Origin of the sequence: Rhizobium brockwellii (assembly GCF_000769405.2) — a bacterium.
Lineage (GTDB): Bacteria > Pseudomonadota > Alphaproteobacteria > Rhizobiales > Rhizobiaceae > Rhizobium > Rhizobium brockwellii.
Map to the genome: position 1 here is coordinate 1,466,343 of NZ_CP053439.1, position 20,415 is coordinate 1,486,757.

20 protein-coding genes are annotated in these 20,415 nt (G+C 61.8%); 10 read left to right on the top strand and 10 right to left on the bottom strand.

What is annotated here, in order from left to right:
* Positions 1-61 precede the first annotated feature (61 nt).
* Both RLCC275e_RS07450 and RLCC275e_RS07455 read left to right on the top strand, forming a co-directional pair.
* Complete coding sequence (locus RLCC275e_RS07450) at positions 62-1,465, top strand: DegQ family serine endoprotease (RefSeq protein WP_033179512.1); 1,404 nt, start codon at positions 62-64, stop codon at positions 1,463-1,465.
* Positions 1,462-2,778 (top strand): replication-associated recombination protein A, encoded by a 1,317-nt coding sequence (locus RLCC275e_RS07455; protein WP_003558572.1) that lies wholly within the window; start codon positions 1,462-1,464, stop codon positions 2,776-2,778. The genes RLCC275e_RS07450 and RLCC275e_RS07455 overlap by 4 nt, the downstream gene beginning before the upstream one ends.
* 13 nt (positions 2,779-2,791) lie before the next feature.
* On the opposite strand, the gene RLCC275e_RS07460 is transcribed toward RLCC275e_RS07455, so the two are convergent.
* The 5 genes from RLCC275e_RS07460 to RLCC275e_RS07480 form a co-directional block, all read right to left on the bottom strand.
* Complete coding sequence (locus RLCC275e_RS07460; RefSeq protein ID WP_003547605.1) at positions 2,792-3,103, bottom strand: DUF1883 domain-containing protein; 312 nt, start codon at positions 3,101-3,103, stop codon at positions 2,792-2,794.
* Positions 3,104-3,235: 132 nt separating this feature from the next.
* Positions 3,236-3,499: a hypothetical protein gene (locus tag RLCC275e_RS07465; protein ID WP_033179513.1), complete on the bottom strand. Its 264-nt coding sequence runs from the start codon at positions 3,497-3,499 to the stop codon at positions 3,236-3,238.
* Between the two features lie 26 nt (positions 3,500-3,525).
* Positions 3,526-3,708: a hypothetical protein gene (locus RLCC275e_RS07470; protein ID WP_033179514.1), complete on the bottom strand. Its 183-nt coding sequence runs from the start codon at positions 3,706-3,708 to the stop codon at positions 3,526-3,528.
* A gap of 117 nt (positions 3,709-3,825) precedes the next feature.
* Entirely contained in the window at positions 3,826-4,746 is a 921-nt protein-coding gene (dapA, locus tag RLCC275e_RS07475; protein ID WP_033179515.1) for a 4-hydroxy-tetrahydrodipicolinate synthase, read from the bottom strand.
* Positions 4,747-4,755: 9 nt separating this feature from the next.
* On the bottom strand, positions 4,756-4,902 hold the full coding sequence (locus RLCC275e_RS07480; RefSeq protein WP_164902883.1) for a hypothetical protein: 147 nt from the start codon (positions 4,900-4,902) through the stop codon (positions 4,756-4,758).
* A gap of 196 nt (positions 4,903-5,098) precedes the next feature.
* Here RLCC275e_RS07480 and RLCC275e_RS07485 point away from each other — a divergent pair, with 196 nt between their 5' ends.
* The gene (locus tag RLCC275e_RS07485; RefSeq protein WP_033179516.1) at positions 5,099-6,046 is read left to right on the top strand and encodes an alpha/beta fold hydrolase; all 948 of its coding nucleotides are present in this window, start codon (positions 5,099-5,101) and stop codon (positions 6,044-6,046) included.
* 43 nt (positions 6,047-6,089) lie between these two features.
* Here the strand turns inward: RLCC275e_RS07485 and RLCC275e_RS07490 are convergent, their stop codons facing one another.
* On the bottom strand, positions 6,090-7,094 hold the full coding sequence (locus RLCC275e_RS07490) for a ketopantoate reductase family protein (protein WP_033179517.1): 1,005 nt from the start codon (positions 7,092-7,094) through the stop codon (positions 6,090-6,092).
* A gap of 148 nt (positions 7,095-7,242) precedes the next feature.
* Positions 7,243-8,094 carry an oxidoreductase gene (locus RLCC275e_RS07495; RefSeq protein ID WP_033179518.1) on the bottom strand — a complete coding sequence of 284 codons (852 nt, stop codon included), beginning with the start codon at positions 8,092-8,094 and terminating at the stop codon, positions 7,243-7,245.
* Between the two features lie 126 nt (positions 8,095-8,220).
* Between RLCC275e_RS07495 and RLCC275e_RS07500 the strand changes: the two genes are divergently transcribed.
* On the top strand, positions 8,221-9,108 hold the full coding sequence (locus RLCC275e_RS07500) for a LysR family transcriptional regulator (protein WP_033179519.1): 888 nt from the start codon (positions 8,221-8,223) through the stop codon (positions 9,106-9,108).
* Here the strand turns inward: RLCC275e_RS07500 and RLCC275e_RS07505 are convergent.
* Positions 9,083-9,673: a nucleoside 2-deoxyribosyltransferase gene (locus RLCC275e_RS07505; RefSeq protein WP_033179520.1), complete on the bottom strand. Its 591-nt coding sequence runs from the start codon at positions 9,671-9,673 to the stop codon at positions 9,083-9,085. The genes RLCC275e_RS07500 and RLCC275e_RS07505 overlap by 26 nt on opposite strands.
* A gap of 469 nt (positions 9,674-10,142) precedes the next feature.
* Here RLCC275e_RS07505 and RLCC275e_RS07510 point away from each other — a divergent pair, with 469 nt between their 5' ends.
* Entirely contained in the window at positions 10,143-11,117 is a 975-nt protein-coding gene (locus RLCC275e_RS07510; protein ID WP_171816877.1) for an alpha/beta hydrolase, read from the top strand.
* Positions 11,118-11,157: 40 nt separating this feature from the next.
* On the opposite strand, the gene RLCC275e_RS07515 is transcribed toward RLCC275e_RS07510, so the two are convergent.
* Together RLCC275e_RS07515 and RLCC275e_RS07520 are read right to left on the bottom strand one after the other, a co-directional pair.
* Positions 11,158-11,775 (bottom strand): carboxymuconolactone decarboxylase family protein, encoded by a 618-nt coding sequence (locus RLCC275e_RS07515; RefSeq protein WP_033179522.1) that lies wholly within the window; start codon positions 11,773-11,775, stop codon positions 11,158-11,160.
* Between the two features lie 63 nt (positions 11,776-11,838).
* The gene (locus tag RLCC275e_RS07520) at positions 11,839-13,374 is read right to left on the bottom strand and encodes a sensor histidine kinase (RefSeq protein ID WP_033179523.1); all 1,536 of its coding nucleotides are present in this window, start codon (positions 13,372-13,374) and stop codon (positions 11,839-11,841) included.
* 589 nt (positions 13,375-13,963) lie between these two features.
* Here RLCC275e_RS07520 and RLCC275e_RS07525 point away from each other — a divergent pair.
* The 5 genes from RLCC275e_RS07525 (at position 13,964) to RLCC275e_RS07545 (ending at position 20,276) form a co-directional block, all read left to right on the top strand.
* A complete protein-coding gene (locus RLCC275e_RS07525; RefSeq protein ID WP_012757046.1) occupies positions 13,964-15,010 on the top strand; it encodes a LacI family DNA-binding transcriptional regulator in 1,047 nt (348 codons plus the stop codon).
* Between the two features lie 9 nt (positions 15,011-15,019).
* The gene (locus RLCC275e_RS07530) at positions 15,020-16,633 is read left to right on the top strand and encodes an acyl CoA:acetate/3-ketoacid CoA transferase (protein WP_033179525.1); all 1,614 of its coding nucleotides are present in this window, start codon (positions 15,020-15,022) and stop codon (positions 16,631-16,633) included.
* Positions 16,626-17,405, top strand: a complete 780-nt coding sequence (locus tag RLCC275e_RS07535) for an enoyl-CoA hydratase/isomerase family protein (RefSeq protein WP_012757048.1) — start codon at positions 16,626-16,628, stop codon at positions 17,403-17,405. The genes RLCC275e_RS07530 and RLCC275e_RS07535 overlap by 8 nt, the downstream gene beginning before the upstream one ends.
* On the top strand, positions 17,405-18,925 hold the full coding sequence (locus tag RLCC275e_RS07540; protein WP_033179526.1) for an aldehyde dehydrogenase family protein: 1,521 nt from the start codon (positions 17,405-17,407) through the stop codon (positions 18,923-18,925). The genes RLCC275e_RS07535 and RLCC275e_RS07540 overlap by 1 nt, the downstream gene beginning before the upstream one ends.
* Positions 18,926-19,013: 88 nt before the next feature.
* Positions 19,014-20,276: an ABC transporter substrate-binding protein gene (locus RLCC275e_RS07545; RefSeq protein ID WP_012757050.1), complete on the top strand. Its 1,263-nt coding sequence runs from the start codon at positions 19,014-19,016 to the stop codon at positions 20,274-20,276.
* The last annotated feature ends 139 nt before the right edge of the window (positions 20,277-20,415 follow it).

A 20,415-nucleotide genomic window follows, 5' to 3' on the forward strand; every position in this document is an offset into this window, starting at 1 on the left:
CGCTCACACTTTTCGGCATCATGCTCTAAAACGTCCTCAAGAGGATTTAAAAGGGATACCCATGCAAGGCCTGTTCAAGCGCGCCTCCGTCTCGCTATTTGCTGTCATGCTCGTTCTGCCGCTTGCTGCGCATGCGCAGACGGCAAAGACCGTACCCGAGAGCCAGATGCAGATGCAGCTCTCCTTCGCGCCGCTCGTCAAACAGACGTCGGGCGCCGTCGTCAACGTTTATGCGGAAAAGATCGTCCAGCGGCAGTCGCCCTTTGCCGGCGATCCTTTCTTCGAGCAGTTTTTCGGCCAGCAGATGCCGAACCGTTCGGAGAAGCAGTCCTCGCTCGGTTCCGGCGTCATCGTCGAGGCGAACGGCACTGTCGTGACCAACAATCACGTCGTCGAAGGCGCCGATGACATCAAGATTGCGCTGTCGGATGGCCGCGAATTCCCCTGCAAGGTGGTGCTGCGCGACGACCGAGTCGATCTCGCCGTGCTGAAGATCGACACCAGGGAGAGCTTTCCAACATTGCCGATCGGCAATTCCGACGCGGTCGAGGTCGGCGATCTCGTGCTGGCGATCGGCAACCCCTTCGGCGTCGGCCAGACGGTGACGAGCGGGATCGTCTCAGCGCTTGCCCGCAACCAGGTGGTCAGAAACGAATTCGGCTTCTTCATCCAGACCGATGCCTCGATCAATCCCGGCAATTCCGGCGGCGCGCTGATGAACATGCAAGGCGAGCTGATCGGCATCAACACGGCGATCTTCTCGCGCGGCGGCGGCTCGAACGGTATCGGTTTCGCCATTCCTGCCAATCTGGTCAAGGTCTTCCTCACCTCTGCCGATGCCGGCGTCAAATCCTTCGAACGGCCCTATATCGGCGCGAGCTTCGATGCCGTGACCTCGGAAGTGGCCGAGGCGCTGGGGCTGAACAAGGCCCGCGGCGCGCTCGTCGTCAAGGTTTCGGAAGGTGGGCCAGCCGCCAAGGCGGGGCTGAAGGCCGGCGAAATCGTCACCGCCGTCGATGGAATTTCCGTCGAGCATCCGGATGCGCTGCTCTACCGGCTGACCACCGCCGGTCTCGGCAATTCGGTCAAGCTCACCGTCATCGAGAACGGCCGCGAGGAGCAACTGCCGCTGACGCTCGCCCGCGCCCCGGAAACCTCGCCGCGCGACCAGCGCACCATCGGCGGACGCACGCCGTTTAGCGGTGCCGTCGTCGAGAACCTGTCGCCGCGGGTCGCTGACGAGCTGCGCATGCCGCCGGAATCGGCGGGCGTCGTCGTATCCGAGGTGAAGGAGGATTCGCCTGCTGCCCGTCTCGGTTTCGAACCGAAGGATATCATCGTCTCGATCAACGGCACGGAGGTGAAGACGACCAGCGAACTGTCGGAAATCGCCGATAGCGACCCCGGCCTCTGGCGGGTCGAGATCGAGCGCGACGGCCAGCGCATCCGGCAATTCTTCCGATGAGTAACGATCTCTTCGCGCCGCGTGTTCCGGAGGAGGTCGCCGCCAGGCGGCCGCTTGCCGACCGGCTGCGGCCGAAGACGCTTGCCGATGTCACCGGTCAGGAACACCTGACCGGTGAGGATGGCGTGCTGAAAAGGATGATCGAAAGCGGCTCGCTTGGCTCGATGATCTTCTGGGGTCCGCCCGGCACCGGCAAGACGACGGTGGCACGGCTGCTTTCGGGCGAGGCGGGCCTGGCCTTCGAGCAGATATCGGCGATTTTCTCAGGCGTCGCCGATCTGAAGAAGGTGTTCGAGACAGCCCGCCTGCGGCGTATGGACGGCCGTCAGACGCTGCTCTTCGTCGATGAGATCCATCGTTTCAACCGAGCCCAGCAGGACAGTTTCCTGCCCGTCATGGAGGATGGCACCGTCATCCTCGTCGGTGCCACCACCGAGAACCCTTCCTTTGAGCTCAACGCCGCTCTGCTGTCGCGTGCCCGTGTGCTCACCTTCAAGTCGCATGACGAAGAGAGCCTCGAGGAACTGCTGAAGCGTGCCGAGGCGATCGAGCAGAAGCCTCTGCCGCTGACGGAGGATGCCCGCGTCAGCTTGGTGCGCATGGCCGACGGCGACGGCCGCGCGGTGCTGACGCTCGCCGAAGAAGTCTGGCGCGCGGCGCGCGAAGGCGAGAGCTTCGACACTGAAGGCCTGACGCGCATCGTCCAGCGCCGTGCCCCGGTCTACGACAAGGCCCAGGATGGCCACTACAATCTGATCTCGGCGCTGCATAAATCCGTACGCGGCTCGGATCCCGATGCCGCGCTCTATTATCTCGCCCGCATGTTCGATGCCGGCGAGGACCCGCTCTATCTCGGCCGGCGGCTGGTGCGCATGGCGGTGGAGGATATCGGTCTTGCCGATCCGCAGGCGCTGGTGATCTGCAATGCCGCCAAGGATGCCTATGAGTATCTCGGCTCGCCGGAAGGCGAACTGGCGCTGGCGCAGGCCTGCGTCTATCTCGCCACCGCGCCGAAATCGAATGCCGTCTACACCGCCTTCAAGGCGGCAAGTCAGGCGGCAAAGCAGAACGGCTCGTTGCTGCCGCCGAAGCATATCCTCAACGCGCCGACCAAGCTGATGAAGGGCGAGGGGTACGGCGACGGCTATCGCTACGATCACGACGAGCCGGATGCCTTTTCTGGCCAGGATTATTTCCCGGAGAAGATGGGACGCCAGATCTTTTACGATCCGCCGGAACGCGGCTTCGAGCGCGATATTCGCAAGCGGCTGGAATGGTGGGCGAAGCTTCGCAAGGAGCGCAATCCGCGCTGAAGCCCGGCGAAACTCAGGAGGCGCGCGGCGTCTTCTGATTTGCCGGCGCGGCGATCACCTTGACGGAAGATTCCGCAAGACCGTGATGACCTTCCATATCGACGATGACATGCCAGTGACCGCTTTCCGGAACGGCGATCTTGATCGGCGATTTGCGTGCCACGCCACCGATATATTTGAAATCGAGAACCTCGGTGAATCGCTGGAAATTCGGGGCTGTCATCAGGCGGACATTGTTCACCGCATTCAACGACACCTCGATGATCGTTCCGGCGCGTTGTTCCTTGAGATCGTAATGGGTGAAGCGGAAATTCGGTTTCGGCATCGGTCTCATGGCGTCTGAAGTCTCTGCGCCAGGATTTTACCAGAATCTGGGTTAAGGAAAAGTTGGAAATCGGCCGTTCAGCTCATGTCTTCGTACTCCCGCTGCACGAAAACAGCGGGAGTACGGCAAGATTTAGTGGATATTCGCGGTGCCGTGCGCAAGGGGCGCGAATTCGAGCACCATGCCTGCGGCCGCCCTATGGATATCGGCGGAGGGGCAGTTGCATTCCCCAGCTGCGAAATGGAGGGCGGCCGCTTCATTGATGAAGAGCCCGCCGACGAGGCCTTCGCGGTCGTGGACGATCCAGCGGCCGCTTCTGTCGCGGCCGACGGTGAAGCGGGCGGAAGGCGAGGGTGCTGCAGCGGGAAGGCTGCGGCGTTGCTGTGCATTTGCCATTGTGGTGATCCTTCGGTCCTGACGCTTCAACGGGAGATGAGGTCGAACATCATCTGGACCAGGCCAGCAAAGGCCAGCGTCACCGCAAGGCGGGGCGCAATCGCGGCAAGGCCGGAGAGCATCGAATGGGAGGGATCGGCGGCTAGTGTGCTGAGGTGGCTGCGTTGCAGCGGGTCGCTCTCGGCACTCGGTTCAGTCAGGCGTGACATCGGTTTGTCCTTTCGAAGTCTCAACCGCCACTTGATCGAGCGGCGGTGTCACGCTTCAAAAATAAGCTCGGGCGGATAGGGTTTCCATTTGGCGGCGAAAACAAAAATATAAAAATCTCATAGGGATAACGCCATCTCCGCGCAGCTTTCGTCTAGGAAGGGCGCAAGCGCCTTGCCGATGGCGAAACGCATTTCCGGCTCAGCAGCGACAAGCGGGAGGCGAAGCTCGCTCTCCAGGCTGCGCATCAGCCGGAGCGCGTGTTTGATCCTCACCGCATCGCCCTCCGGCCCAAGCGCCGATATCAGCGGCAGCAGCCGATCCTGCAGAGAACGCGCGGCTGAAAGATTTCCGGCCCGTGCTGCCTGCTGCATCGAGGTGAAGAGCTTTGGCAGAACGTTGGCGCCCGGCGAGATCACGCCGTCGCCGCCGGCGATGGTGAAGGCGAGTGCGGAAGGATCATGCCCGGAAAAGAAGCGGAAGCGCTGCCGCAGGAACGGCGAGAGGCCGGCAAAGCGGGCGATATCGCCCGTGGCGTCGCAGATGCCAAAAATTCCTGGTATGGCCGCCAGCCTGCCGAGCGTTTCCGTCGAAAGATCGCTCGCCGTTTGCGCCGGCGCATGGTCGATGATGACAGGCAGTCGGCTCGCCGCTGCCACCTGCTCGAAGTGGTGGACGATGCCTTTCTGCCCGGGCTTGGAATAATAGGGCACGGTGACGAGTGCGGCGGCGGCGCCGAGCGCTTCCGCCTCTCGGGTGAGCACGATCGTGCTTTCGGTGGAATTGGTGCCGGTGGCGGCGATGACGGGCACGCGGCCGGTCGCAGACCGGATGACGAGATCAATCACCTCTCCGCGCTCCTGCGGCGAAAGCGTCGGGCCTTCCCCCGTCGTCGAGCAGACGGTTAGCCCGTCGACGCCGCTGAGGATCTGCCATTCCGCAAGCGCCCGAAGCGCCGGCCTGTCGAGACCGTCACGACGAAACGGTGTAACGAGGGCGGTGATCGCGCCGCCAAGGCGCGGCATTCTCGCCGTTTCCACGGGCCAGCCTCAGAGCCAGCCGAAAATGACGTAGAGCTCGACGCAGGCGAGCACCACGCCGAAGACGATCAGCGCCTGGGCGGTGCGTTTCTCGCGCATCTGCCGGCTGCCGCGCGTGATCCTGTGCGGGCGAAGGGGCTGGAAACCGGAAGACATGACATCTCGCATGGCATTTGACCTTTGCAGTGATGACGAAAGGCTACTGCCGCTTGCGATAGGAAATCCATTCGGAGCGAGGCGTGAAAATATAGGAATGACATAAAGACCAATGCGAGAAATTTCGAAGTGCGGTGTCGGAAAGACATGAGCGCCGCCGTCCTTGCGGTATCGACGCAAACATGGGAGCAAGGACATGTCGAAGATGACGCTGATTTCGATGATCGCAACCGCTGCCGCATTCCTGGCTGCGCCCGATATATCAGGCGCCGACAGCAGCACGCCTGTTATCGAGGAGAAGAAGGCTGCAGCGCCGATCGTCAGGAAGGGAAGTCTGCCGGTCAACGGCATCGACTATTATTACGAGATCCGCGGCGAGGGCGAGCCGCTGCTGCTCCTTTACGGCGGCCTCGGGCAGATCGAGATGTTCGCGCCGGTCATGCCTGTTTTCACCGACCACCGGCAGGTGATCGCCGTCGATCTGCAGGGCCATGGCCGCACGCCCCTCGGCAAGCGGCCGATCGAGCTTCCGGCCATCGGCGCCGATCTCGCAATCCTGATGAAGCAGCTCGGTTACGACAAGCTCGACGTCTTCGGCTATTCCTTCGGCGGCGGGGTGGGGTTGAACATGGCGGCGAATGCACCCGACCGGGTGCGCCGGCTAGTGATACTCTCGGCTCCCTATGCGCAGAACGGCTTTTTCCCGGAGATGCTGCCGCAGCAGGCGGCCGTCGGTGCCGCTATGGCCGACATGATGAAGGACACGCCGATGTTCCTCACCTACAAGGCGGTAGCGCCTGACGTTTCCGAATTTCCGAAGCTGCTCGACGCCATGGGCGCACTGATGCGCGAACCCATCGATTATAGCGATGCCGTCGCCAAGCTCACCATGCCGGTTATGCTGATCTATGGCGATGCCGACATGATCCGGCCCGAGCATATGATCGACTTCTACCACAAGCTCGGCGGCGGTCTGCGCGATGCGGGCTGGATGCGGGAAAACATGTCGAAGAACCGGCTGGCGATCCTGCCCGATCTCACCCACTACGAGACCTTCGCTTCGCCCCTCATGGCGAATATGGCGATGACCTTCCTCGATGGTGGCGGCAAGGCGCCGAACTGGGCCGAGCAGGTCGGAAAGTAAGGGAAGGCGGCCGGGTTTTCCCCGGCCGCCCTTTCCTCCGCGATCAGCTGCCGCGCTGGTTTTCCCGATCCAATCGGGTCACCAGCGCCAAGATCGTTTCCGAAACCGGCGTCGGCACGGCGCTCAGGCGTCCGAGCGCCACCACCATGCCGACCAGCGGCGTGATTTCGAGCGCTTTGCCGCCGATCAGGTCCTGCAGCATCGACGTCCGCACGCCGCCGATATGGCGCGATTGTTCCAGCCGCTGCTCGACGCTCATGCTGAACCGCGCACCCAGGGCCTCGCCGACGGCGCGGACCTCACTCATCACCTTGCCGACCGTAGCCGAAAGGGCGGGATCCGCCATGATGTCGGTCATCAGCGCCTTGGTCAAAGCGCTGATCGGGTTGAAGGCGGCATTACCCATCAACTTGCTCCAGATCTCGCCGCGAATATCAGGTGTCGTCGTAATGTTGAGGCCGGCGCCGGTCAGCAGCGCGGCGATTGCCTCGAGATCGGGCGAGATTTCGCCGGAGGGCTCGCCGAGCACGAAGCGGCCGTTGTTGGCAAGCTGGATCTCGCCGGGGTTGATCACCTCGGCACCCTGATAAGCGACGCAGCCGATGACGCGCTCCGGCCCGATCAGCCGCCAGAGCCTGCCGCCGGGATCGAGCTCATCGAACTGCAGCTCGGCATGCCGGCTCTGGGTATCGCGGTGAAAATACCACCACGGAATGCCGTTGAGGATCATGATGACGCGGGTGCCCTCCTTGAGGAGGGCTGCAATGCCTTCGGCAGCGGGTGCCAGCTGATGCCCCTTTAGGCCGGTGATGACGAGATCCTGCGGCGACAATGTCCCGGGATCGTCGGTCGCGGTAAGGCGGACATTGAGCGGCCTTTCCGAATCGGCTTCGTGCAGGCTGAGACCGTTGTCGCGGATGGCGTCGAGATGGGCTCCACGCGCAACGACGGAGATGATGGTGTTGTTTCCTGCTTGGCTTGCAAGTTTGGCGGCCATAGCGCCGCCGAGTGCGCCAGCGCCATAGATGCAGATGGACTTGATGGACATGCTCGCCTCTTCATGGTGGTGATCGAACCTAGATCTAGGTCATTCCAGGTGTGAGGCGAATGCTAATTTGCCGCATCATGCGTTTTCCTGCGGTCACAGCGGCGCTGCCGCCGCATCCCGAGATCTGGGATGCGGCGGGCAGTGCCTTTCAGGCCAAGGCCGTTGCATCGCTTGGAAAATCCGTGGACAGCGCGAGCTGGCGCCAGGCGGCAAGTTCCTGTTCGACGCTGGCATGCTGCTGCTCGATGACGGCCACCGTGTCGCTGCCGAACGGCATGCGCAGCGGCGGATTGGGCGAATTGGCGAGTGTCATGATGCCGGCGGCAAGCTTGGCGGGATTGCCGGGCTGGGCATGGTTTGCGTCGGCAGCGAAACTACGCATGTTGCCGGCCGGCGTACCCTCGTAGTCCGCGATGGAGGCCGGGCTGATCGCCAGCGAGGTCTCGGCGAGGAAGTCGGTGCGGAAGAAGCCCGGCTCGACGATCGTCACCTTGATGCCGAAAGGTTCGAGTTCGGCGGCCATCGATTCGGACAAGCCTTCGACAGCGAACTTCGTCGAGCCGTAGACGCCCCAGCCGGGATAGCCGAAGTAACCGCCGATCGAGGAAAAGTTCAGGATGTGGCCGGAGCGCTGGCGGCGCATATAGGGCAGCACGGCGCGCGTTACTTTCAAGAGGCCGAAGACATTCGTGGCATAGAGCTTTTCGACCTCTTCGGCGGTGGCTTCCTCGACAGCGCCGAGCAGGCCGTAGCCGGCATTGTTGGCGAGGACGTCGATACGGCCGAAGCGGGCGATGCCGGCAGCCGCTGCCTCCTTGGCCTGCGCCTCGTTGGTGACGTCGAGGGCAACGGCCAGCAGGTTCGGATGCTCGCCGAACTGCTCGGTGATGGTCTTCGGGTTGCGGGCAGTGGCGATAACGGCATCGCCTGACGCAAGGGCTTCCTTGGCCATCAGCGCGCCGAAGCCGCGGGATGCACCAGTGATGAACCATACTTTCATGACGAATTCCTTTCGAGAGCTATTCGGTTGGCGTCGCATCTCTGTGCTGACCGGTTGAATTTGACCAAAAATCCGTTGCTGTATAAGATTTGTTATTCTTGAAACTATGATGAGTGACATTCAGGAATGCGCGCCACCGAACTTTCCGAACTCGCGGCCTTCGCTGCCGTCGCCCGGCATAAAAGCTTCCGCAAGGCGGGCGAGGAGAGGGGTGTCACCGCCTCCGCGGTCAGCCACGCCGTGCTCAATCTCGAAGACCGGATCGGCATCCGCCTGCTCAACCGCACGACGCGCAGCGTTTCGCTGACCGAGGCCGGCGAACTCCTGGTCTCGCATCTCGACCCGGCCTTCGGCGAAATGGCTGCGGCGCTGGATGCGCTGAACCGCTACCGCGACACGCCGTTCGGCAAGGTGCGGATCAACGTTCCGAACTCGATCGGCCCCTTCGTCATCGGTCGTGTCGTCGGTCCGTTGCTCAAAAAGAATCCCAATTTGCAGCTGGAGATCAACGCCACGGACCGGCTGGTCGATATCGTCGAAGAGGGCTTCGATGCCGGCATCCGCTTCGGCGAACGCGTCACCGAGGGCATGATCGCGCTGCGTATCAAGCCGCGCATCCGCTTGGTCGTCGTCGGCTCGCCCGCCTATTTCGAGACCCGGCCGAAACCGGCGACACCGCACGAACTCAAGCGCCATCTCTGCATCCAGAACATGTTTCCTTCAGGCGCGCGTTACGCCTGGGAATTCGAGAAGGACGGCCAGGCGGTGAGCTTTCAGCCGACCGGACCGCTGTCGCTCGACGATCACGAGCTGATGATGCAGGCAGCGCTCGGCGGCGTCGGCCTTGCCTATGTCTGGGAGCCGCGCGTGGAGAAGGCGATCGCCGACGGCGAGTTGATCCAGGTGCTGGACGACTGGTGCCAGCCGGAGGAACCGCTCTATCTCTACTATCCGAGCCGCCGCCACATGTCGGCGGGCTTCAGGGCTCTCATCGACGCGATGAAGGCGGAGTAAAAGAGGCCAGCATGCCGGCGATGGTCTGAAGCGCCTCGAAGTAAACCGCAAGGTCGCGGGCAGGGTCCGCCGGGAGTGCGGCCGCACGAAACACCTTGCCTCCCGTCGCCTCAACCCCTCCGTCGATCATCAGGTTGTCGGCCATGCCGTGATTTTCGATCGCAATGCCATCCGGTCCGCGTGGGCGCCCGCTCGTCTCATCGATATCGAGTCCCGCATACCAGATCGAGCGAACACGCAGACCATAGTCGTCGGGGTGATTGGTATAGGCGAAGACCGCTTTTCCCAGCGCAATCATAAAGCCAATCTCGTAGACCGTACCCGGATCGGCGCTGACGCCTCGAAAGGGAGTGATGTTGGCAAGGCAGATCTCGGCTCGACGCATGGCGTCGTCGTTGCGTGCGTAGATCTCTGCGGCCGTCCGCTTCACCGGCGTCTGGTTTTCGTCGCTGCCGGGACCGGTCGGCTCGAAGCCGAACTGGCGCGCCAATCGGCGTTTCTCGGCCATTGTGGGCATGGCTTCCGGAAGAAAGACTTCCGGGCCGGCAAGGTAAATGGTGGTCATCGGTATCCTTCACTCACAAGCAAGACGAGGCGCCGGGGGTAGGGGGACAGCCAGGCACGTCGTCCATTTCCGACGGAAGCGCGGCAAATGGCAAGCCGTGCAGGCAGGCATTGTTCAATTTTTTAAGAGCAGTCTGACGAATCCACAGTGAACGGGCAGCCGCTGACTTTCATTCCAGGCAGAGTGGAGGGACGTCCAGAGGATCCGCCCTATCTCCGTCATCGAGTCGCGGCCTGATGTGGACGGCCCTCAAGGCGGCCATCGACCGCACCCAGGCCCGGACGGGTGCGGCGATGTTCGTGGAACGAAAAAGCTTGGGGTTTGCGCCTGTCACCCTTTTGACTCCGGTGGACGAACCGGCCAAAGATGCCGCCATGGCCAGCATCGTCGGGAGAGGTTGATGAACGGTCGGATTTTGCCAGCTGGTATTGGAAGAGCCCCAAAGCGGCTCAAATGTCTGTTCCCCGCATTGGCTGCGCTGATGCTGCTCGCCTCGGCGGCGGTCGGGCGGGACATTGGGCCGCAAAGCCCGGCCTCGCGCGAACAGGTCGAAAAACTCGTCGGCCTCTGGAAGGATCACTTTGCCGGCGCCGATAGCCTGCAGCAGCGGCGAACGGCCTTCAGGACGCTGATGGAGACGACGCCGGGACCGACGCGCATCCAGGTCCGGCAGGTCGATGCCGACGGCGTCGACGCCGAGCTGATGTGGCCTGCCCGTCTTCATCACCCGATCGGCCAAAGGGTGATCCTCTATATCCATGGCGGCGGCTTTTCCAGCGGCTCCATTCGCACGCATAGCCTGCTTGCCGGCTCGCTCGCCAAGGCCGCATCCAGCGACATTCTTCTCATTGATTATCGGCTGATGCCCGAATATGCCTATCCCGCGCAGATCAACGACGCGCTGACCGCCTATCGCTGGCTTCTCGACAACGGCTATCGGAGCGAGAATGTCATCGTGGCCGGAGACGGCGCCGGCGGCAATATCGCGATCGAGACGGTGCTGAGGCAGATGCAGGCGGCAAAGCCGTTGCCGTCGGCTGTGATTGCGCTCAGCCCCATCACCGATCTTGCCGCGACAGGCGGATCCATGACATCAAACGCCGGAAGCGATCCGCTGGTCGGCAAGGACTGGATCGAGACCTTGCGCAAGACCTATCTCCGCAGCCGGTCTCCGACCGATCCCCAGGCATCGCCGCTTTATGCTGACATGACCGGCTTTCCGCCGCTGTTGTTGCAGGTCGGCTCCGGCGAAGTCCTGCTGGACGATACACTGCGGCTCGCCGACAAGGCGCGCCAGGCGGGCGTGGATGTCACCACCGAGGTATGGCCCGGCATGCCGCATCAGTGGCAGCTGTTTCCCTCGCTGCTCGACGATGCCGATCGGTCGAGCCAGAATATCGCCGAGTTTGCGATCCGGCATTTTGCCGACAAACCGCAGGAATAGGGGCCGCAGGACCAAGCGTCCTGACGCCTCCGTCATCGCATCATTGCGCGCGAGACGGTGACGGCGCCAGAGGCCGCTCGACCTCTCGGCCGACGCTGAGCGCCTTTCGCACATTCGGCTCCAGCCGCTCTATATAGGCGTGGTCGGGTGCAGCACCCAGCGCATCCAGCATTTTCGAGAAGAAACACCGGGCCGCTGCCGCAGCCGTGACGTCGAAGACATCGGCATCGCTCAGCCCGTGTTTCTTCAGCCCGTCTATGTCCTGCTGGGTCACCGACGTCGCATCGCGCGCCACCTTGGCGGCAAAGGCCATGATCGCGCGTTCGCCGGCATCGATCGGCGCCTTGTCCGTCTCGTTGACAACAGCCGTCAGCCCGTCGCTGGTGAAACCCTCGCGCAGCAGCACTGAGCCGTGCGCCAGCATGCAATAGGAGGATTTGAGCTCCTTGGCCGCTGCCAGCGTCACCAGTTCGTAGCGCCGCAAGCTCATATGGCCGCGAATGCTCGAAAGCAGCGCCGCCCAACTCTCCATCACTTCAGGCCGATGGCCGAAGGCCCGATACATGTTCGGCAGATAACCATAATTCGCCTCGGCCGACGCATACATCGACGTCGTCTTCTCGCTGGCGGATGCGTTGGGGGTGTGAATGAAAGCCATGGCATGATCCTCCTCTATTGGGAGAAGGATAGGGTAGATATGCAGGACAGCAATCCTGAAACGTCAGGCAGCGCTATTGACCGCGGAAACGTCGCCGTTTCTCTTGATTGGAAGAGTTACGGTGAATGTCGATCCGCATCCTCTTGCACTTCGGACCTCTATCGAGCCGTTGTGCAATTCGATGATCTGCTTCACCAGATTGAGGCCGATACCCGTGCCAGCAATCCCGGTCGACGTCCGGGCCCGAAAATAGCGCTGGAACAGCCGGGGCACGTCTTCGGCATCGATCCCCACGCCATCATCGCTGATCGAAACTTTGACGTTTCCCGTCTCTGCCCATGCGGTGACGCGAATTTCTGAGGTTCCGGGCGCGTACTTGACGGCATTGGAAAGCAGGTTGGTAAAGACCTGTGCCAAACTACGGGGATCGGCATCTATGAACTCCGGCAGTCCATCGATATCCAACACAAAGCTGTGCGATTTTGAGATCGTCGACTGCCGCTCGCAACAGGTTTTTATCAATGATCTCAATGCGCATGCGTCGTAGCTGATGTCGATCTTGCCGGTATCAAGGCGTCCGGCTGACAGGATGCTCTCCATGAGATCGACAATCCGGGTCACCGATGCGCGGATTTGATCGACCTTGTCACTGAGAAATTCGGGCTCGACCGCCCCCTTTTTTCGCAACAGCCGCTGGGCAGCAGCGTCGATGATTGCAAGCGGGGTCCTGAATTCATGCGATGCCATCGCCACGAATTGCCGTTGCAGTTCGTTGATGTTCCGCTCCTGCGCCAGCATGCGCTCGAGTTCCCGCGCCTGCCGCTCGACTTCCGCCGTGCGGCTCTGCACTGTCGCTTCGAGCTGATCGTGATGCCGGCGCAGCTCTTCCGCAAGTCGAACGGTCTTGGTCACGTCCTCATGGGTGGCCACGTATCCACCGTTTTGCATCGGATTGTGGGTGATCTTGATAACGCGCCCATCGGCCAGGACGATGTTTTGGCTGGCCGGCGCACCGCGGGTTGTCGCTTCGAAGACCACATCAAAATAGGTCGTGGTATCGGCCGGGCCGTTTCCCTCCCGGCTGCGATAGGCCAGGATATCCACAAGTGGTGTCCCCGGTTGCGTTAGCAGGTCCGGCAGATTGTACATCCGCGCGTAGGAGGCGTTGCACAATATCAGGTTCTTGGTCGAATCGAACATGCACAGCCCATGCGGCATGTTGCTGAGCGCTGCGTCGAACCGGCGATGTTGTTCGGTCAGGCTGTCTTCGACACGAATGAGAGTCGAGATGTCTTCGTAACTGAGGATCCAGCCTCCATCCCGCGATGGGGCGCAGGTCAGTGAGACCATGCCGCCGTCGGAAAGGGCAAACTGAGACGTCGGCGGTCCACCGGTCGTCGACCGCCGGGATGCCACTGAACGGCAGTCTGCAGCGCCCGGCAATCCGTCGATATTCATGCCTTTGCGGATAGCGCCGTGCGGAAGGCCGAGAATATCAAGCGAGCGTGAATTGAAAGCCGTCACCATACCGGCAGGATCAAGCAGAACGATGCCCTGAGGCAGGCTCTCCAGAATGGATTCAAACGAGTGTGACATCATCCGGCCCTGCTTCAGATCTGGCGCGTTGCACGTATTCGTAGCATTCGTCACAAACGATAAAGTTTCGCTAATGTCTATCGAAGCGAGGGATGTTCGAGTGCGCATCGATAAACAAGGGACGATCCTCTCCGACCATGTCGGCGAATTCGTGGAGAAGCCGTAGCGCCAGAACGGTCAACTCGGCGCGCAGTTTCATGTCTCCATCTGCTCCACTGGGTTTGTCGCAGCGTCTATGAACGCAGAATAGCAGCCCTTCGTGCTTTTGCCGGAATGTCCGCCCATTGCGCCGCATAGATCGCTTTCGACGGAGATACCGGGCGAGCCCGAATCTTCCACATTCTTGCTCCCAACGCATCGGTCGGTCGTGCGCCACGCACGATTTTGCGGATCGAAAAATATCGAAACATGCCTCTCAGTCGTGATCATCTTTTAGATCGTTCCAATTTTCAGAGTAAGATTCCGGCGGTTGCGGAGGAGAAAATTGCAGCAGATGCTTCTAATAGATAACAGTTCGTATAAATTTCGCTTGACTTAATTGGAACGTTCCAAATATTAGGCAACCATTCGACGTTGGCGTCGGGGAGGAGAAATGACAAAGGCGCGGGTAACCGTCATCGACATTGCGAAGGCCGCCGGCGTCTCGAAATCGACGGTTTCGCTGGTGCTTCAGGGCTCTTCCCTGGTCAATGAGGGGACGCGCACCAAGGTCAACGCCGTGATGCGTGAGCTGGGCTACGTCTACAATCGCGGCGCAGCCAATCTCCGGCAGGCCGGCGCCAAATCGAGGATCATCGGGGTCGTCGTCAACGACCTGACGAACAGCTTCTTCGCGGAACTGGCGGTTGGCGTCGATATGGTCGTTCAGTCGGCCGGATTTGTGCAGTTCCTGTCGAACACCAGCGAGAGCATCGACAGGCAGCGCGAAGTTGTCGCATCGATGCGGGAACATGGCATTTCGGGGCTCATCGTGTCGCCGGCGCGCGCCACCGATGCCGCAGATTTCAAACCACTCGTCGCCGCAGGGATTCCGGTGGTGGTCGTCGTCAGAAACCTGCCTGGCGCCAAAGTCTCGTCCGTCGTCTCCGACAACCGGGCTGGCATGATGTCTGCAGTCAAGCACTTGGCGGACCTTGGTCACAAGCGCATCGCTTTTCTCGGCGGCTTTCCCGACACCGCTGTCTTCGACGACCGCCTTGCCGGTTACCGAAGCGGCATGGAGGCAGCCGGTCTCGACTATCACCAAGAACTTGTCATCTCGTCGGCGCCTTCGCGAGCCGGCGGGGTAGAGGCGATCGGAAAAGCAATCGTTCTTGCCGACAAACCCTCAGCAGCCGTCTGCTTCAACGATGCCGTAGCCTTCGGTGTTTGCGACGGATTGCGTGCGCGCCGTCTGGAACCCGGCTCCGACTTCGCGGTCGTGGGTTTCGACGACGTCATCGAGGCTCAGGCGGCGGTTCCGGCGCTGACGACCGTCTCGGTCGATCCGCAGGGCATCGGGCGCCGCGGCGCCCAACTGCTTCTCAAGCAGATTAATGCGGGCAAGGCCGAGGCGGAGACGGTGACGACAGCTGTTCGGCTGGTTGTTCGCGAGAGCTGCGGAGCCCGCAAGAGCGTGAAAATTGAAACAGGACTCTGAGTAAGGCCCATGAAGAAGCATCTCACCCCGACCGAAGCAGCCGCGCTGATCCCGGATGGCGCTGTTGTAACGGTATCGTCCTCGAGCGGTCTCGGTTGCCCGGACCTCATGCTGAAGGCGATTGGCGAACGTTTCGACGCGACCGGCCATCCCCGTGATATCACGACCCTTCATCCCATCGCCGCCGGCGACATGAGCGGCATCAAAGGCGTCGACCATATCGCCAAGAAGGGCCTGCTCGCGCGCATCATCGGTGGCTCCTATCCGTCCGGCCCGTCGTCATCCGAGCCGCCGCTGATCTGGCAAATGATCACCAACAACGAAATCCCCGCTTACAACATTCCATCGGGTATCCTCTTCGACATCCATCGCGAGGCCGCCGCGAAGCGGCCGGGCGTCCTGACCAAGATCGGCATCGATACATTCGTCGATCCCGAGCGGCAGGGTTGCGCGATGAACGGCCTGGCGTCGGAAAATCCGGTGGTCAAGCGCGTGCGCTTCGAGGGCGACGACTGGCTGTTCTTTCCCTCGATCGTCCCGGAGGTCGCCATCATCCGCGCTACCACCGCCGACGAGCGCGGCAACCTGACATACGAACATGAAGGCGCCTATCTCGGCGGCCTCGATCAGGCGCTGGCCGCACGCAACAACGGCGGCATCGTCATCGCCCAGGTCAAGCGGATCACCAAGGAAGGCTCGCTGAAGCCCCACGACGTTCGGGTTCCTGGAATGCTGGTCGACTATGTGGTCATCGATCCGGAGCAGAAGCAGACGACGCAGACGCAATATGATCCGGCGATTTCCGGGGAGATCTTCCGTCCGCTCGATAGCTTCAGCGTTCCGGAGTTCAATGTTCAGAAAGTCATCGCGCGCCGTGTTGCGCAGGAACTTCAGGCTGGAAGCTGCGTCAATCTCGGTTTCGGCATATCGGCCAACGTGCCGCGAATTCTGCTGGAGGAAGGGCTCCATGGCGCGGTCACCTGGGTCATCGAGCAAGGCGCGGTCGGTGGCGTGCCGCTGCTCGACTTCGCCTTTGGCTGCGCCTCCAATGCCGACGCCTACATGCCGTCCCCCTATCAGTTCACCTACTTCCAGGGTGCAGGCTTCGATGCATCGCTGCTGTCCTTTCTCGAGATCGGCAAAGACGGTTCGGTCAACGTCTCCAAGCTCTCCTTCCGGCCGCATGTGACGGCGGGCGCCGGAGGCTTCGTCGACATCACGGCGCGGGCGAAGAAGATCGTCTTCTCCGGCATGTTCAATGCCGGAGCGAAGCTTTCGATTGCCGATGGAGCTCTTCTCATCGACAAGGAAGGCAAGTTGAAGAAACTCGTGAAGGAGGTCGAACACGTCACTTTCAGCGGCAGGCGCGCGATCGAGCAGGGGCAGGAGATCACCTATGTCACCGAGCGGTGCGTGATGAAACTGACGCCCGATGGCGTCGTCCTCACCGAGATTGCGCCCGGCGTCGATCTCCAAGCCCACATCCTCGATCAGTCGGAGTTTCCGCTGATGGTGGCGCCCGACCTGAAGGTCATGGACGCGGCGCTCTTCGCGGAGGCAAACATCGGCCTGTCGCTTCCAGAAAAGAAGGCGCGGACGCTGGAGGGCAGCTTCAATGGCTAGCGGAACAGTCAGAATTGACGTCGATGGACATGTTGCGACGCTGACGATTTCTCGTCCGGAGAAGCTGAACGCGCTCGACCTCGATATGCTCAAGGCGTTGGCGGATGCGGCCGACGAGGTGGAGGCCAACGCCAATGTGCGCGCTGCCATTCTCACGGGCGAAGGAAAGGGCTTTTCCGCCGGAGGCGATATCAAGGCCTGGGGCGGAATGTTGCCTCAGGAGTTCGGTCATCTCTGGGTTCGCCACGGCCACCGTATCTTCGAAAGACTGGCGACGCTCAGGGTGCCGCTGATCGCGGCTCTGAACGGCCATGCCCTCGGAGGAGGACTTGAACTTGCAGGCGTCGCGGACATTCGCCTCGCCGAGGAACAGATCAAGATCGGCCTGCCGGAGACCGGCCTTGGAATGGTGCCGGGCTGGTCCGGGACCCAGCGTCTTGTGCGCCGGTTCAGTGCGCAGGCCGTCCGGCGTATGGCTTTGGGCGGCGAGATATTCACCGCCGAGGAGGCACGCCTGCTCGGGATCGTAGACGCGGTCGTTCCCACAGGAAACGCGCTCGCCGCCGCCCGGGAATATGCGCAGCGGATCGCCGCAAGGGGGCCGGCTGCGACCGAGATCGCGAAGTTGATGATCGCATCGGCGAACGGCGAAGACAATGGAACCGCGGTCGAAGCCCTGGGCTCGATCCTCGCTGCGAAGACCGGCGATCTGAAGGAGGGCGTCGCATCATTCAGCGAGAAGCGCCCGGCAACGTTCAAGGGAGAATGGTAATGACGGTTCTCGTCAACCCCACCGCGCTCAACGACCACAAAGCGCGTGATTTCAAGATGCTCATCGACGGCAGATGGGAGGCTGGTGCCTCCGATCCGATCGAGCGTGTCGCGCCGAGCCATGGTGTCGTGGTCAGCCGGTTTCCGACCGGCAGCAGGAAGGACGCCGAGCGTGCGATTTCCGCGGCACGCAAGGCTTTCGATCTTGGGCCGTGGCCCCGAATGACCGCTTCCGAACGTTCCGCCATCCTGCTCAAGGCGGCCGATCTGATCGCAGCGCGCGCAGAGGAGCTGGCATTTCTCGATGCTATCGAGGCAGGAAAGCCGATCACGCAGGTGCGGGGAGAAATTGCAGGCTCCGTTGACATATGGCGTTACGCGGCGGCACTTGCCCGCGACCTTCACGGTGAAAGCTACAACACGCTCGGCGACGGCACGCTCGGCGTCGTCTTGCGCGAAGCGATCGGCGTGGTGTCGATCATCACGCCTTGGAACTTTCCGTTCCTGATCGTCGGCCAGAAGCTGCCATTCGCCTTGGCCGCTGGCTGCACGACCGTCGTCAAGCCCTCGGAACTGACCTCGGGATCGACGCTGGTGCTGGGAGAGATCCTGCAGCAGGCTGGCATTCCGGATGGTGTCGTCAACATTGTCACCGGCACGGGACCAGAGGTCGGTGCGATCATGACCTCCCATCCCGACGTCGACATGGTGTCCTTCACCGGCTCGACCGGCGTGGGAAAGCTGACCATGTCGAATGCCGCACAGACGCTGAAGAAGGTCTCGCTGGAATTGGGTGGGAAGAACCCGCAGATCGTGTTTCCGGATGCCGATCTCGGTGCCTTCATCGATGCCGCGGTCTTCGGCGCATACTTCAATGCCGGCGAGTGCTGCAATGCCGGTTCGCGGCTGATCCTTCACAAATCAATCGCTTCCGATGTCGTCAAGCGGATTGCCGAATTGTCGAAGGCAGTGAAGGTCGGTGACCCGCTCGATCCCTCGACGCAGGTCGGCGCCATCATCACGCCACAGCATCTGGAGAAAATATCAGGATACGTTGCCGGCGCGAGGAGCAGCGGTGCCCGGGTCGCGCATGGCGGCGAGACGCTCGACCTCGGCATGGGGCAGTTCATGTCGCCGACGATCCTCGAAGAGGTCACCCCTGATATGGCCATGGCGCGCGAGGAAGTCTTTGGCCCGGTGCTTTCGGTCCTGACATTCGAGACATCAGCAGAAGCCATCAGGATTGCGAATTCCATCGACTACGGCCTGTCGGCCGGTGTCTGGAGCCGCGATTTCGACACGTGCCTGACGATCGGCCGATCGGTGCGGGCGGGCACGGTCTGGATGAACACCTTCATGGACGGCGCCTCGGAACTTCCCTTTGGCGGCTACAAGCAAAGCGGCCTCGGCCGCGAACTCGGCCGCCATGCGGTCGAAGATTACACGGAGACCAAGACGCTGAACATGCATATCGGCAAACGCACCAGCTGGTGGATGCCGCAGACGGAAAAGCCGGCTTAGCCGGCGGCCGAACTACGCTCGAGGAGGGCGGGTGATTGGTGCGGGAATGGGTCCCGCATCTTCCAAACTGGAACTGGGAGGTTCTTCGATGAACAAGTTTTTGACCACGACCGCAATGATCGCGTTGGCTCTGGCCGGCGCTGGCGTGTCCGCCCACGCCGCCGACGTCAAGGAAGTGCAGATGCTGCACTGGTGGACGTCGGGCGGTGAGGCAGCGGCGCTGAACGTCTTGAAGCAGGATCTTTCCAAGGAAGGTTTTGCCTGGAAGGACGTTCCGGTTGCCGGCGGTGGCGGCGATGCGGCGATGACGGCGCTGAAGGCGATGGTTGCGGCCGGCACCTATCCGACAGCCTCGCAGATGCTGGGCTATACCGTGCTCGACTATGCCCAGGCCGGTGTCATGGGCGATCTGACCGAGACGGCGAAGAAGGAAGGCTGGGACAAGTCGGTTCCGGCAGCCCTGCAGAAGTTCTCGGTCTATGACGGCAAGTGGGTCGCAGCCCCGGTCAATGTTCACTCGGTCAACTGGCTGTGGATCAACAAGGCGGTGATGGACAAGATCGGCGGCACCCAGCCGAAGACCTTCGACGAGCTGATCGCGCTGCTCGACAAGGCCAAGGCCGCCGGCGTCATCCCGCTGGCTCTCGGCGGCCAGAACTGGCAGGAAGCGACGATGTTCGATTCCATCGTGCTGTCGACCGGCGGTCCGGAGTTCTACAAGAAGGCCTTCAACGACCTCGACGAGGAATCGCTGAAGTCCGACACGATGAAGAAGTCGTTCGATAACCTGGCCACGATCATCAAATATGTCGACCCGAACTTCTCGGGCCGCGACTGGAACCTGGCAACCGCCATGGTCATCAAGGGTGATGCGCTGGTGCAGGTGATGGGCGACTGGGCCAAGGGCGAATTCGTCGCCGCCAAGAAGACGCCGGACACCGACTTCCTGTGCTACCGCTTCCCCGGAACCGACGGCAGCGTGGTCTACAACTCCGACATGTTCGGCATGTTCAACGTTCCCGATGACCGCAAGGCGGCCCAGGTGGCGCTGGCAACCGCAACGCTGTCGAAGAGCTTCCAGTCGGCCTTCAACGTCGTCAAGGGATCGGTGCCGGCTCGCACCGACGTTCCCGATACCGACTTCGACGCCTGCGGCAAGAAGGGCATCGCCGACCTGAAGGCTGCCAACGAAGGCGGCACGCTGTTCGGCTCGCTGGCGCAAGGCTACGGCGCCCCGCCGGCCATCGCCAATGCCTACAAGGATGTCGTCTCGAAGTTCGTCCACGGCCAGATCAAGACCTCCGACGAAGCCGTCAAGCAGCTCGTCCAGGCGATCGACGACGCCCGCTGAGATCACGTGTGATGACAAATGCTTCCCCGCCTGCTGGCGGGGAAGCTTCAGGCTCCGCGCCGATCATGCCCCGACAATTATGCGGGGATGATCATGCGGGGCCGATTGCCCGGACGATTATGCAGGCAGGAGATGACAT

Bases quoted from the DNA above. Each gene is read 5' to 3' on its own strand.
- RLCC275e_RS07450 (WP_033179512.1), top strand. From the start codon at position 62: ATGCAAGGCCTGTTCAAGCGCGCCTCCGTCTCGCTATTTGCTGTCATG.
- RLCC275e_RS07455 (WP_003558572.1), top strand. From the start codon at position 1,462: ATGAGTAACGATCTCTTCGCGCCGCGTGTTCCGGAGGAGGTCGCCGCC.
- RLCC275e_RS07460 (WP_003547605.1), bottom strand. From the start codon at position 3,103: ATGCCGAAACCGAATTTCCGCTTCACCCATTACGATCTCAAGGAACAA.
- RLCC275e_RS07465 (WP_033179513.1), bottom strand. From the start codon at position 3,499: ATGGCAAATGCACAGCAACGCCGCAGCCTTCCCGCTGCAGCACCCTCG.
- RLCC275e_RS07470 (WP_033179514.1), bottom strand. From the start codon at position 3,708: ATGTCACGCCTGACTGAACCGAGTGCCGAGAGCGACCCGCTGCAACGC.
- RLCC275e_RS07480 (WP_164902883.1), bottom strand. From the start codon at position 4,902: ATGTCTTCCGGTTTCCAGCCCCTTCGCCCGCACAGGATCACGCGCGGC.
- RLCC275e_RS07485 (WP_033179516.1), top strand. From the start codon at position 5,099: ATGTCGAAGATGACGCTGATTTCGATGATCGCAACCGCTGCCGCATTC.
- RLCC275e_RS07490 (WP_033179517.1), bottom strand. From the start codon at position 7,094: ATGTCCATCAAGTCCATCTGCATCTATGGCGCTGGCGCACTCGGCGGC.
- RLCC275e_RS07495 (WP_033179518.1), bottom strand. From the start codon at position 8,094: ATGAAAGTATGGTTCATCACTGGTGCATCCCGCGGCTTCGGCGCGCTG.
- RLCC275e_RS07500 (WP_033179519.1), top strand. From the start codon at position 8,221: ATGCGCGCCACCGAACTTTCCGAACTCGCGGCCTTCGCTGCCGTCGCC.
- RLCC275e_RS07505 (WP_033179520.1), bottom strand. From the start codon at position 9,673: ATGACCACCATTTACCTTGCCGGCCCGGAAGTCTTTCTTCCGGAAGCC.
- RLCC275e_RS07515 (WP_033179522.1), bottom strand. From the start codon at position 11,775: ATGGCTTTCATTCACACCCCCAACGCATCCGCCAGCGAGAAGACGACG.
- RLCC275e_RS07520 (WP_033179523.1), bottom strand. From the start codon at position 13,374: ATGATGTCACACTCGTTTGAATCCATTCTGGAGAGCCTGCCTCAGGGC.
- RLCC275e_RS07525 (WP_012757046.1), top strand. From the start codon at position 13,964: ATGACAAAGGCGCGGGTAACCGTCATCGACATTGCGAAGGCCGCCGGC.
- RLCC275e_RS07530 (WP_033179525.1), top strand. From the start codon at position 15,020: ATGAAGAAGCATCTCACCCCGACCGAAGCAGCCGCGCTGATCCCGGAT.
- RLCC275e_RS07535 (WP_012757048.1), top strand. From the start codon at position 16,626: ATGGCTAGCGGAACAGTCAGAATTGACGTCGATGGACATGTTGCGACG.
- RLCC275e_RS07540 (WP_033179526.1), top strand. From the start codon at position 17,405: ATGACGGTTCTCGTCAACCCCACCGCGCTCAACGACCACAAAGCGCGT.
- RLCC275e_RS07545 (WP_012757050.1), top strand. From the start codon at position 19,014: ATGAACAAGTTTTTGACCACGACCGCAATGATCGCGTTGGCTCTGGCC.